A 12,284-nucleotide genomic window follows, 5' to 3' on the forward strand; every position below is an offset into this window, starting at 1 on the left:
ATAAAAAGCCAATCTTGTTGACAAGGTAATCGATTACGCGAATAGTGGCGAGTGCCAATCCGAGAGCAGGCCTGTTATCCTGAAATCGGAGATCCGGCGACGCAGGGTGGGGTCCCACGTCCGGTATGATCGAGGAGAACCGAGAGGCGTTTCGACGTCTGAGAGATTGGCACTTCAATTCAAGCATTGTTGTTCTGGGAGGAACCTGTAGATGAGAGTCGATCTGTATGAAAAACTGATGCGCGCCGGCGCCAGCCGCCGCGATGTGCTGAAGGGTGCGGCCAGCATGGCCGCAATCGCCGCCGCCTCCGGCGCCGGGCTCGGAGCACTGACGAAGCCTGCGGCCGCCGACGACAGTCTGCGCGCGAAAATCCTGCAGATCCCGGGCGTCGGCAAAGGCCAGCCGACGGACGCCGACTTCCAGAAGGTCGGCGAGCTCTGCCTCGAAGCGACCAAGGCCAATGTCAAGGAAGGCGAGTTTGCCGGTGTCGAGCTCACCTTCATGGGCCTCAACAATCAGAACCTCCACAACGTGCTGTTCCGCGGCTTCCTGAAGCCGTGGGAGGCCTATACGGGCGCCAAGATCAGCTGGATCGACCTTGCTCAGGCCGACTACAACGCCCGTCTGCAGCAGTCCATCGCAACCAAGACCGTCGACTTCGACATCATCGAGATGGGCGCGCCTTTCGAAGGCGACGTCTGCGGCAAGGGCCTTACCTCCGAGATGCCCGATTGGGTCAAGAAGCAGATCGATTTCGACGACCTCGTCAACTACCTGAAGCCGCCGGTCGGCACCTGGGACGGCAAGCAGTATCGCGTGACGATCGACGGCGATGCGCACAATTTCAACTACCGCACCGACGTGTTCGCGGATGCCGATCTCGCCAAAGCCTGGAAGGAAAGCGGCGCCACGACCGAATGGGGCGTGCCGAAGACCTGGCAGGAAGTGCAGGCCGTCACCAAGTTCCTCAAGGGCAAGCAGTTCAAGGGCCAGGACATCTATGGCTATCTGGACGCGCCCAAGCCCTGGGGCGGCTTCGGCTTCTATTTCCTCGGCAGCCGCGCCACCGCTTACGCCAAGCATCCCGATGACAAGGCCTGGCTGTTCGACGCCGACACGATGAAGCCGCGCATCAACAACCCGGCCTGGGTGCGCGCCATCCAGGACGTCATCGACGCCCTACCGTCCGAACCCGCCGACCAGATCAATGCCGATCCGAACACCACTGCCTTCCAGCAGTTCCTGGCCGGCACCGGCTCGATGATCCCCTGGTGGGGCGACGTCGGCTCGAATGTGAAGACCAATGACTCGTCGGTCATCGGCGATGTCACCGGCTTCTCGATCCTGCCCGGCTCCGACGACGTCTACAATTCCAAGACCGGCAAATGGGAAAAGCTCGCCAGCGGGCCGAACTATGCGCCGAACTGCGCCTATCTCGGCTGGGGCGTCTATGTCATGGCTCGCGTCGATTCCGACGAGAAGAAGAAGAAGGCCGCATGGTCGGCCGCCGCCCATCTCGGCGGCAAGGACCTGTCGATCTGGACGGCGATGTATCCGTCGGGCTTCCAGCCCTACCGCAACTCCCATTTCAACGTTCCCGAATGGGTGGCCGCCGGCTATGACGAGGCCTTCATCACCTCCTACCTGAAATCGGAAGGCGATTCCTACAACCATCCGAACGCTGCGATCGAGCCGCGCATTCCCGGCATCTTCCAGTACTACTCCGCCGCCGAGGACATCCTGGCCAACACCTTTGCCGGCAAGATGAAGGCGCAGGAAGGCGCCGACGCCATCGCCGCGGCCTGGGAAAAGCTGACCGACCAGATCGGCCGCGAGAACCAGATCAAGCTCTACAAAGCCTCGCTCGGCATGTAGGCTGGCTTATGAGACGTCGCGGCCCGGTGGCACATCGTCACCGGGCCGCATTTTTACCGGCTCGGCCGGTTTGATGCGTTTGAGCAATTCCAGGAAAAGTGTGAGCGGTTTTCCGTCCGGAATTGCGTAAAACAAAGAGATAGAGCGGTTCGCCGTTTCCGTGAAACGGTGAAGCGCTCTAGAAGGCGAGAGGCGTGGCTGAACAGACTTCGACCGTGAATGCGTGGCCGGCACATCCGGCCGACCTGATCCCGGCAGGCCGCAAGCGCCTCGGTTGGGGCCTGCTTGCCATTGCAACCCTTGGCCTGCTGGCGATCATCGTCGTGCAGATCCTCTACAAGACCGAGATGTCCACGGTCGGTTTCGACACATGGCGCCCTGTGGTCTACGCCTACATCTTGTGGGGCGCGGCGCTTGGCGCCTGGCAGGTGCTGACGCGCGGCGAGGACGGGCAGCGCGCGCTGTTCCTTTTGCCGGCCCTGCTCTTCACCATCGCCATGGTGATCTTCCCGACGCTGTTCGGCTTCTACATCGCGCTGACCGACTGGAATCTCAGCTCTTTCAGCGGACGCAGGTTCAACGGCCTCGACAATTTCTGGCAGATGCTGGCCGACCCCTATTACCGCAACGCGCTGCTCAACATGGTGCTCTATGTGCTTGCGGTGCTGGTCGAATATGTCATCGCCTTCGGCCTGGCGCTCCTGCTCAATGCGCAGATCCGCGCCCGCAAATTCTTCCGCGTCGTCTTCCTGCTGCCGCTGATGCTGTCGCCGGTCGCGGTGTCCTGGATGGTCGGCAAGTCGCTGATGGAATACCGGTTCGGACCGGCGGCGACGCTGGCGCGTCATCTTGGCTGGAACAATCCCGCCTTCTTCTCCGATCCGATCACTGCCCGCATCTCGATCATGATGCTCGACGCCTGGACCTTCATCCCGTTCATGATGATCATGCTGCTGGCCGGCCTGCAGGCGATGTCGCGCGAGGTGCTGGAAGCCGCCCGCGTCGATGGCGCGACCGCATGGCAGACATTCTGGCAGGTGACCTTTCCGCTGATGCTGCCGGTATCGGTGACAGCCGTGATCCTGCGCATCATCTTCAAGCTGAAGCTTGCCGACATCATCATCACCCTGACTTCAGGCGGCCCCGGCGGCGCCACCGATTCCGTGTCGAGCTTCATCTATCGCGAATACCGCGACCGCTCGAATGTCGGCTACGGCACCATGCTGGCCATGGCCTATCTGGTCATCATCGTCGTGTTCGTGACCTGGCTGCTGAAATTTGCCAGTCGCTTCGTGCGCAACGTCAACTGAGCGGCATCATGAGCGTCCAGACCACCGACTACACCGTTTCCGAAATCCGCTCGCCGGCGGCCTTCATCGCCAGCCGCGTCTTCATCTATGGCGCGCTTGCCTTTTGGGCATTCGTCTGCCTGTTCCCGATCTATTGGACGATCACCACCTCGTTCAAATCGGCGGTCGACGTCACCCAAGGTCATCTCATTCCCTTCGTCGACTTCACGCCTGATTGGAAGGGTTGGCGCTCGCTCGGCCTGTCGCCGGATTCGATCTCCCAGACCTCGACCGTGCGCGACGAATTCCTCAAACGCTTCATGAACTCGGTCATCACCTCGGTCGGCGCATCGAGCCTCGCCATCATCATCGGCAGCCTCGCCGCCTATGGCCTTGTCCGCTACCGCTACAAGTTCGCCTGGTTCAAGAACGAGGACATCTCCTTCTTCTTCCTGTCGCAGTTGATCCTGCCGCCGGTCGTTCTGGCGCTCCCCTTCCTGGTGCTCTACCGCGAAGTGGCCCTCCTTGATACGCGCATCGGGCTCGTGCTCCTCTACACGCTGATGGTGCTACCGATCGTCATCTGGATCATGCGCGACCAGTTCAACTCGATACCCGTTGAATTGGAGGAGGCAGCCCTTGTCGACGGGCTGTCGATCTGGGGCGCCTTTTTCCGCATCGTCATGCCGATCGCGCTGCCCGGCATGGTCGCCGCCTTCATCCTGGCGATGGTGCTGTGCTGGAACGAGTATTTCTTCGCCGCCCTTCTGACATCGACCGATGCCAAGACCATCCCAGTTATGGTGGCGAGCCAGACCGGCTCGCAAGGCATCAACTGGTGGTCGATGGCGGCCTTGGCCACCGCCGCAATCACGCCGCTGGCCATCATCGGCATCGCGCTCGAGCGCTATCTGATCATGGGCATGACGGCCGGCTCGGTGAAGTAAGCGGCGCCTTTCCTTCTCCCCTTGTGGGAGAACGAAGAACCGCGCCTATCGCACCAGAATCGACCGCAAATGGTCGAGGATCATCGCAACCCCGATCTTGCCGAGGCCCGCCGAGGCTTCCGCGGCACTTTTCGTGTACCAGCCGGTGTTGTCGGCCAAATGCTTCTCATCCACCGCCTCCGGGCACAGCGCCAGCATCAGCGAGGTTTCGCCGATGCCGGCATGGTCGAACGGATATTTGCCGTTCATCGCGGCCGGCATCAGAGGGTGCACCTGGACCCAATTGAAAACATTCTCACCCTGCGCATGGCCGGCATAGTAATCGGCCATGGCGTTCGAACCCCACCAGCCTTCGCCGCGTTCCTTCTCCAGGAAGCGGAAGATCGCCTGCCGGCCGGCGGTCTTGAAGGCGAGATCGGTCGGCATGCCCGCCGCGAAATTCTCGGTCTGGTGATGGATGATGGCGTGGATGTTGCGGAAGCCGATACGCAGCAGGCCGTAGAACAATTCCTCCGCGAAAGGCGAAAGCGCCGGGCCGCCGACCTGCACCGAGCCGCTGCCTTCCGGCGCCGCGACCGCGTAGCTTGCCGCGCCGTAGTAGAAGGGTGGCAGGATGACGAGGTCCCTCTCCTTCTCGATCAGCTCCACCGTCTTGATGACGGCCAGCGTGTCCATGCCGACTGCCATGTGCTCGCCGTGATATTCGAGCACGCCGAGCGGCAGCACCATCGGCCAGTTCTCCTCGATCGCCTTGCGGATCTGGTGCGGCAGCATAAGTTCGTAGCGCATCTCCTTACTCCATGTTGGTGTGCCTGGCGCGCATCGCTTCCGGCGTCGCATTGGTCAGCGCCTGGAGCTTCAGCACCATGATTTCGAACAGAAGAAACAGCGCGCCTTCGAACAGCGAGCCCATCGGCAGCACCGAGCTTCTTGCCTCGCCCTGGTCGCTGGCCATCGTCTGCGCCGGGATGACGAGCGTGAAGTCGGCGAGTTTGGCGGCGCTGCTTGCCGGTTCTGCCGTCAAGAGCAGCACCTTCGCGCCGGCCTCGCGGGCAACCCGCATCAAGGTCAGCACCGTGGTGGTCTCGCCGGGACCTGAGCTCGCCAGGAACACATCCCCTTGCCCCAACGGCGGCGTGGTCATGTCGCCGACGACCGAGACCGGCAGGCCGAGATGGTAGAGCCGCATGGCGAAGCCCTTGACCTGCAGCGCCTCGCGGCCGCAGCCATAGACGGCGATCCTGCCAGCGCCGGCAAGCATTTCGCAAGCGGCGTCGATGCGAGCTTCATCCGTGCGCGCCAGCACTGCGCCAAGCTCGTCCAGCGCGGTCGCGAACATGCTGGATCCGGCTTTGATCATGATGGCTCACCCTTCTGCGCAATATCGCGATTTGCGGTGCGCGCCGCGAAAGGCTTGTTTTTGTTCATGCTACCATCGCGAAAATCGCTGTCCAACGAGCCTCGGCACTTTTGCTGGGCCACGAGCGTGATAGTGTCATGTCAGACAAATCACTCCGGGACATCGTCAGACATGAAGACACGGCACTTCGACCGCATCGGCAATGGCGGCATCACCTTCACCGAACTCGGCTTCGGCACCGCGCCGCTCGGCAATCTCTATCGCGCCATCTCCGACGAGGACGCCAATGCCACGTTAGAGGCGGCATGGGCGACCGGCTGCCGCTACTTTGATACGGCACCTCTTTACGGCCTCGGCCTGTCGGAAACCCGCCTCAACCCGTTTCTGCGCGGCAGGAAGCGCGACGACTATGTGCTGTCGAGCAAGGTCGGGCGCATCATGCGCGTCGCCCCGCCGGACCAGCGCACCGGCATTGGCAAGTTCTTCGAGACGCCGTCGCGCCGGGAAGTCTACGACTACTCCTATGATGGCGTCATGCGCTCCTTCGAGGCCTCGCTGGAGCGCCTCGGGGTCGACCGTATCGACATCCTCTTCGTCCACGACGTCGACATCTTTACCCATGGCAGCAAGGAAGCCTCCGATGCCCGCATCGAGGAGTTCATGTCATCCGGCTATTACGGGCTGCTTTCGCTGCGCGACCAGGGCGTCATCAAGGCCTTCGGCGGCGGCATCAACGAGTGGCAGGTGGCACAGACCCTCGCCGAACGCGGCGATTTCGACCTGTTCCTGCTCGCCGGCCGCTACACGCTGCTCGAGCAGGAGGCGCTTGCCACCTTCCTGCCGCTTTGCCAGAAGCGCGGCATCGGCATCGTGCTGGGCGGCCCCTACAATTCCGGCGTGCTGGCGACCGGCCCGAAGCCCGGAGCCTTCTACAATTACAGCGAGGCGCCGAAGGAGATCCTGGATCGCGTGGCGCGCATCGAAACCGTCTGCAAGCGCCACAATGTGCGCCTGATCGAGGCGGCTCTGCAGTTCCCGCTGCAGCATCCTTCGGTGGTGTCGGTGATCCCTGGCGGCCAGCGGCCGGCCGAAGTCGAAAGCAACCGCGCGCTGCTCGACACCAAGATACCTGCGGCGCTGTGGGCGGATTTGAAACAGGAAGGCCTGATGCGCGCCGACGCGCCAACGGCCTGAATGGCCTGCGAACAGCCATAAAAAGAAAAGCCGGGCTTGCCCGGCTTTTCTGTTCTTAAAAGAAAAAGGTCTTAGTTGACCGCGTCCTTGAGGCCCTTGCCGGCCGAGAACTTCGGCACGGTACGCGCCGGAATCTTCACTTCCGCGCCGGTCTGCGGGTTGCGGCCGGTCGAAGCAGCGCGTTTTGACACGGTGAAATTTCCGAAGCCGACAAGCCGGACATCGCCGCCCTTCTTCAGTTCGCCAGTTATCACGGAGAACACCGCATCGACGGCGGACTGCGCATCAGCCTTCGAAATGCTTGCGGAGTCGGCGACGGCGGACACCAGTTCGTTCTTGTTCATAAAAATTCCCTTCCATGAGAAAACCGGAACTACGACTCATCCGGCAGGAGACGGACTTTAGAAAGAAGCGCTCCGGAACCCAAGCCGAAAACCGCGGAATTCCGGGCTTTTTTCCACTTTTTCGTGGCTTTTCACACGAAAAAAGCCGGGCTTGAAAGCCCGGCTCTCTCTTTGTGCGCTGCAATATTAGCAAATGCTAATGAGCAAGCGACTTTCCAGCATCGTCGCCGCTGTCGACGGGAGCCGGCGCATTGACCGGTTCGACCCACTCGATCGGCTCCGGCATCCTGACCAGCGCGTGCGCGAGCACCTCGCCGACCCGCGAGACCGGGACGATCTCCATGCCGTTCTTCACATTGTCCGGAATCTCCGCCAGATCCTTGACGTTCTCTTCCGGGATCAGCACCTTCTTGATGCCGCCGCGCAGCGCCGCGAGCAGCTTCTCCTTCAGGCCGCCAATCGGCAGAATACGGCCGCGCAGCGTGATTTCGCCGGTCATCGCCACATCGGCGCGGACCGGAATACCCGTCAGCACCGACACGATGGCCGTGGCCATGGCCGCACCGGCGGACGGACCGTCCTTCGGCGTGGCACCCTCCGGCAAATGCACGTGGATGTCGCGCTTGTCGAACAGCGGCGGCTCGACGCCGAAATCGATGGCGCGCGAGCGGACGTAGGACGCCGCCGCCGAGATCGATTCCTTCATCACGTCGCGCAGATTGCCGGTCACCGTCATGCGGCCCTTGCCGGGCATCATGACGCCTTCGACCGTCAGCAGCTCGCCGCCGACTTCCGTCCAGGCAAGACCCGTGACCACGCCGACCTGATCGTCGGCCTCGATCTGGCCGAAGCGGAAGCGCGGCACGCCGAGATAATCGGCGAGGTTGTCCGCCGTGATCTTCACCGTCTTCTTCTTGGTCCGCAGGATCTCGGTCACCGCCTTACGGCCGAGCTTCATCAGCTCGCGCTCCAGGCTGCGCACGCCGGCTTCCCGCGTGTAGGTCTGGATGATGCCGCGGATCGCGTCCTCGCCGACCGAGAATTCGTTCGGCTGCAGGGCATGGTCGCGGATCACCTTGGGCATCAGGTGACGCTTGGCGATCTCGATCTTCTCGTCCTCGGTGTAACCGGCGATACGGATGATCTCCATGCGGTCCATCAGGGGCGCAGGGATGTTCAGCGTGTTCGCGGTCGTCACGAACATCACGCTCGACAGGTCGTATTCGACCTCGAGGTAATGATCCATGAACGTCGAGTTCTGCTCCGGATCGAGCACTTCCAACAGGGCCGAGGACGGATCGCCGCGGAAGTCCTGGCCCATCTTGTCGATCTCGTCGAGCAGGAAGAGCGGGTTGGACTTCTTGGCCTTCTTCATCGACTGGATGACCTTGCCGGGCATCGAGCCGATATAGGTCCGCCTGTGGCCACGGATCTCGGCCTCGTCGCGCACGCCGCCGAGCGCCATGCGGATGAACTCGCGGCCGGTGGCCTTGGCGATCGACTTGCCGAGCGAGGTCTTGCCGACGCCGGGCGGGCCGACGAGGCACAGGATCGGCCCCTTCAGCTTCTTCTGGCGGCTCTGCACGGCGAGATACTCGACGATGCGTTCCTTGACCTTGTCGAGGCCGAAGTGATCGGCATCGAGCACGTCCTGCGCAAAGGCGAGGTCCTGCTTGACCTTGGAGTTCTTGCCCCACGGGATCGACAAGAGCCAATCGAGATAGTTGCGCACGACCGTCGATTCAGCGGACATCGGCGACATCGAGCGCAGCTTCTTCAACTCGGCCTCCGCCTTTTCGCGGGCCTCCTTGGAGAGCTTGGTCTTCTTGATGCGCGCCTCGATCTCGGCGGCCTCGTCGCGGCCATCCTCGCCCTCGCCGAGCTCCTTCTGGATCGCCTTCATCTGCTCGTTGAGGTAGTACTCGCGCTGCGTCTTCTCCATCTGGCGCTTGACGCGCGAACGGATGCGCTTTTCCACCTGGAGCACGGAGATTTCGGCTTCCATGAAGCCCATCGCCTTCTCCAGACGCTCCTTGACGGAAAGCGTTGCGAGCATCTCCTGCTTCTCGGGGATCTTGATGGCGAGATGCGATGCAACCGTATCGGCGAGCTTGGAATAGTCGTCGATCTGGCTGGCGGCACCCACCACTTCGGGCGAGATCTTCTTGTTCAGCTTGACGTAATTCTCGAAGTCGGTGACGACCGAGCGGGCAAGCGCCTCGATTTCGACCTCTTCCTCTTCCGGCTCGGCGAGCGCCGTGGCGCGGGCCTCATGGAAATCGGCACGGTCGGTGAACGAGACGATCTTGGCGCGCGAGGCGCCCTCGACCAGCACCTTCACGGTGCCGTCGGGAAGCTTCAAAAGCTGCAGCACATTGGCGAGCGTGCCGATGTCGAAAATCGCACCGGGCTCAGGATCGTCGTCGGCTGCATTCATCTGGGTGGCAAGCAGGATCTGTTTTTCCTGACCCATCACCTCTTCCAGCGCCTTGATCGACTTTTCACGCCCCACGAAGAGCGGAACGATCATATGCGGGAACACGACGATATCGCGCAGTGGGAGGACTGCGAAAACGCCGTCGCCGGAAGCCTTGGATATCTTGGCCATTGTCCAACCTTTCATGTCGCGGCCGCTTATTTTAGCCAACCGCGAATCTCATATTAACGACCGAGCGTCGTTCCGCCTACCACCGTTTGTGACGGGAATTTTACAGCACAGAATTCGGCGCCTCGGCCTTCTGCTGTTAGGTGGATGTAACCGAGGCAAAGATCAAGGGTTAACACGGTCGTTCGAGCCCTTCCACTGCTCGCCTCCCCGCCCTTGACAGCAAAACGGCGCCACGCGGGCGCCGTTCCATGAAAATTGTCGGGCGCAGTGCCATTTCAGGCGCTGACATTGCCCTTCTTTTCCTTCTGCTCGGAGTAGATGTAGAGCGGCCGGGCGTTGCCGGACACCACCTCTTCCGAAATCACCACCTCGCGCACGCCTTCCAGCGCCGGCAGCTCGAACATGGTGTCGAGCAGGATCGCTTCCATGATGGAGCGCAGGCCGCGCGCGCCTGTCTTGCGCTCGATCGCGCGCTTGGCGATCGCCGACAGCGCGTTCTCGTGGAACGTCAGGTCGACATTCTCCATCTCGAACAGCCGCTGATATTGCTTGACCAGCGCGTTCTTCGGTTCGGTCAGGATCTGGATCAGCGCCGGCTCGTCGAGGTCTTCCAGCGTCGCCAGGACCGGCAGACGACCCACGAATTCCGGGATCAGGCCGAATTTCAGGAGATCCTCCGGCTCGACCTGGCGGAACAGGTCGCCGGTGCGCCGATCCTCGGGCGAAGCCACGGTGGCGCCGAAGCCGATCGAGGTCTTGCGGCCGCGATCCGAGATGATCTTGTCCAGCCCCGCGAAGGCGCCGCCGCAGATGAACAGGATGTTGGCGGTGTCGACCTGCAGGAATTCCTGCTGCGGATGCTTGCGGCCGCCCTGCGGCGGCACGGAGGCGACCGTGCCCTCCATGATCTTCAGGAGCGCCTGCTGCACGCCCTCGCCCGACACGTCGCGGGTGATCGAGGGATTATCCGACTTGCGCGAGATCTTGTCGATTTCGTCGATATAGACAATGCCGCGCTGCGCCCGCTCGACATTGTAGTCGGCCGACTGCAACAGCTTCAGGATGATGTTCTCGACGTCCTCGCCGACATAGCCGGCCTCGGTCAGCGTCGTGGCGTCGGCCATGGTGAACGGCACGTCGATGATGCGGGCGAGCGTCTGCGCGAGAAGCGTCTTGCCGCAGCCGGTCGGGCCGATCAGAAGGATATTGGACTTGGCCAGCTCGACGTCGTTGTTCTTGCCGGCATGCGCCAGGCGCTTGTAGTGGTTGTGAACCGCCACCGACAGCACGCGCTTGGCATAGGGCTGGCCGATGACGTAGTCGTCGAGGACCTTGAGGATTTCCTGCGGTGTCGGCACGCCTTCGCGCGACTTCACCATCGAGGTCTTGTTCTCCTCGCGGATGATGTCCATGCACAGCTCGACACATTCGTCGCAGATGAAGACCGTCGGCCCCGCGATCAGCTTGCGGACCTCGTGCTGGCTCTTGCCGCAAAACGAGCAGTAGAGGGTGTTCTTTGAATCACCGCCGCCGTTGCTGACCTTGCTCATTTTTCTGTCCTTTCACCGACGCCCGCCGACCGTCTGGCTTTGAGTGACGTCTTCACCAATCTATCGCGGGAATCCGCCACCGCCAGTGTCCCGGCTCACACAGCGCATTCCGTACGAAACACAAATCAGAAAACGCGGCAATGATTCGCAGCAACCCCACGCAAAGCTAAGCCGTCGAAAATCAACATAGCCTTAACGTAGGCAATCCCAACGCCTGAGGGAACAGCCAAATGTGGCCGAAATGCCGCAAGACCCGCCAAAACCGCGTTATGCTGCCATTTGCCGTCGAGGTCAGGCTGAAGCGGTGGCTGTCTCGACCGCCTCGCGGCTGGAAATGACCTTGTCGATCAGGCCGAAGTCCCTGGCCTCGTCCGCGGTCATGAAATGGTCGCGGTCGAGCGTCTTCTCGATCTCGTCATAGCTCTTGCCGGTATGCTTGACATAGACCTCGTTCAAGCGGCGCTTCAGCTTGATGATGTCCTGCGCATGACGTTCGATGTCCGAGGCTTGGCCCTGGAAGCCGCCGGACGGCTGATGGACCATGATGCGGGCGTTCGGCGTGGCAAAACGCATGTCCTTGTGGCCGGCGGTCAGAAGCAGCGAACCCATCGAAGCAGCCTGGCCGATGCAGAGCGTCGACACCGCCGGCTTGATGAACTGCATAGTGTCGTAGATCGCCATGCCCGAGGTGACGACGCCACCCGGCGAATTGATATAGAGGTTGATTTCCTTCTTGGGATTCTCCGCCTCGAGAAACAAAAGCTGTGCACAAACCAGCGTCGCCATCCCGTCCTCGACCGGCCCGGTGATGAAGATGATGCGTTCCTTCAAGAGGCGCGAGAAAATGTCATAGGCACGCTCGCCGCGGTTGGTCTGCTCGACCACCATCGGAACGAGGTTCATGTAGGTTTCAACGGGGTTCTTCATGGACTACCCTTGTAGGAGATGGATTCCGGCACCTTGATATATCAGCAATCGCGCGGAATCGTTCTGGATTGGTTACGACCTAAATAGGATGCCGGCTCACCCTAGCGCAAGGCCGCCTCTCCTAGCCATCTGGTTAAGCCGAATCAAGCGCGGTAGGCCCGCGGAGCACGGGCGCGCTCTGGCCTAATG

At 61.6% G+C, this 12,284-nt stretch carries 10 protein-coding genes; 4 read left to right on the forward strand and 6 right to left on the reverse strand.

Annotated elements, in window-relative coordinates:
* Positions 1-211 precede the first annotated feature (211 nt).
* From FJ423_RS06605 to FJ423_RS06615, 3 genes are all read left to right on the forward strand, one after another.
* Positions 212-1,876, forward strand: a complete 1,665-nt coding sequence (locus FJ423_RS06605) for a sugar ABC transporter substrate-binding protein (protein WP_095765158.1) — start codon at positions 212-214, stop codon at positions 1,874-1,876.
* A gap of 194 nt (positions 1,877-2,070) precedes the next feature.
* The gene (locus FJ423_RS06610; RefSeq protein ID WP_140840240.1) at positions 2,071-3,186 is read left to right on the forward strand and encodes a sugar ABC transporter permease; all 1,116 of its coding nucleotides are present in this window, start codon (positions 2,071-2,073) and stop codon (positions 3,184-3,186) included.
* 8 nt (positions 3,187-3,194) lie between these two features.
* A complete protein-coding gene (locus tag FJ423_RS06615) occupies positions 3,195-4,112 on the forward strand; it encodes a carbohydrate ABC transporter permease (RefSeq protein WP_095765156.1) in 918 nt (305 codons plus the stop codon).
* A 45-nt stretch (positions 4,113-4,157) separates the two neighbouring features.
* Here FJ423_RS06615 and FJ423_RS06620 read toward each other — a convergent pair whose 3' ends face one another.
* Positions 4,158-4,901, reverse strand: coding sequence for a creatininase family protein (locus FJ423_RS06620; protein ID WP_140840242.1), 744 nt, complete (start codon positions 4,899-4,901; stop codon positions 4,158-4,160).
* A 4-nt stretch (positions 4,902-4,905) separates the two neighbouring features.
* Positions 4,906-5,472: a 6-phospho-3-hexuloisomerase gene (gene hxlB, locus FJ423_RS06625; RefSeq protein ID WP_140840244.1), complete on the reverse strand. Its 567-nt coding sequence runs from the start codon at positions 5,470-5,472 to the stop codon at positions 4,906-4,908.
* 171 nt (positions 5,473-5,643) lie between these two features.
* On the opposite strand from hxlB, the gene FJ423_RS06630 reads away from it, so the two are divergent.
* On the forward strand, positions 5,644-6,666 hold the full coding sequence (locus FJ423_RS06630) for an aldo/keto reductase (protein ID WP_140840246.1): 1,023 nt from the start codon (positions 5,644-5,646) through the stop codon (positions 6,664-6,666).
* Positions 6,667-6,737: 71 nt separating this feature from the next.
* Here the strand turns inward: FJ423_RS06630 and hupB are convergent, their stop codons facing one another.
* The 4 genes from hupB to FJ423_RS06650 form a co-directional block, all read right to left on the reverse strand.
* On the reverse strand, positions 6,738-7,010 hold the full coding sequence (gene hupB / locus FJ423_RS06635) for a DNA-binding protein HupB (protein ID WP_027166452.1): 273 nt from the start codon (positions 7,008-7,010) through the stop codon (positions 6,738-6,740).
* Positions 7,011-7,206: 196 nt separating this feature from the next.
* Positions 7,207-9,618 carry an endopeptidase La gene (gene lon, locus FJ423_RS06640; RefSeq protein WP_140840248.1) on the reverse strand — a complete coding sequence of 804 codons (2,412 nt, stop codon included), beginning with the start codon at positions 9,616-9,618 and terminating at the stop codon, positions 7,207-7,209.
* 275 nt (positions 9,619-9,893) lie between these two features.
* Positions 9,894-11,168: an ATP-dependent Clp protease ATP-binding subunit ClpX gene (gene clpX, locus FJ423_RS06645; protein WP_040981372.1), complete on the reverse strand. Its 1,275-nt coding sequence runs from the start codon at positions 11,166-11,168 to the stop codon at positions 9,894-9,896.
* 291 nt (positions 11,169-11,459) lie between these two features.
* A complete protein-coding gene (locus FJ423_RS06650; RefSeq protein WP_095765152.1) occupies positions 11,460-12,095 on the reverse strand; it encodes an ATP-dependent Clp protease proteolytic subunit in 636 nt (211 codons plus the stop codon).
* Between the last annotated feature and the right edge of the window lie 189 nt (positions 12,096-12,284).

Origin of the sequence: Mesorhizobium sp. B2-8-9 (assembly GCF_006439475.1) — a bacterium.
GTDB lineage: Bacteria > Pseudomonadota > Alphaproteobacteria > Rhizobiales > Rhizobiaceae > Mesorhizobium.

Excerpts from the sequence above, each read along its gene's own strand:
- FJ423_RS06650 (WP_095765152.1), bottom strand. The coding sequence starts at position 12,095 with ATGAAGAACCCCGTTGAAACCTACATGAACCTCGTTCCGATGGTGGTC.
- lon (WP_140840248.1), bottom strand. The coding sequence starts at position 9,618 with ATGGCCAAGATATCCAAGGCTTCCGGCGACGGCGTTTTCGCAGTCCTC.
- FJ423_RS06620 (WP_140840242.1), bottom strand. The coding sequence starts at position 4,901 with ATGCGCTACGAACTTATGCTGCCGCACCAGATCCGCAAGGCGATCGAG.
- FJ423_RS06605 (WP_095765158.1), top strand. The coding sequence starts at position 212 with ATGAGAGTCGATCTGTATGAAAAACTGATGCGCGCCGGCGCCAGCCGC.
- FJ423_RS06630 (WP_140840246.1), top strand. The coding sequence starts at position 5,644 with ATGAAGACACGGCACTTCGACCGCATCGGCAATGGCGGCATCACCTTC.
- clpX (WP_040981372.1), bottom strand. The coding sequence starts at position 11,168 with ATGAGCAAGGTCAGCAACGGCGGCGGTGATTCAAAGAACACCCTCTAC.
- hxlB (WP_140840244.1), bottom strand. The coding sequence starts at position 5,472 with ATGATCAAAGCCGGATCCAGCATGTTCGCGACCGCGCTGGACGAGCTT.
- FJ423_RS06615 (WP_095765156.1), top strand. The coding sequence starts at position 3,195 with ATGAGCGTCCAGACCACCGACTACACCGTTTCCGAAATCCGCTCGCCG.
- hupB (WP_027166452.1), bottom strand. The coding sequence starts at position 7,010 with ATGAACAAGAACGAACTGGTGTCCGCCGTCGCCGACTCCGCAAGCATT.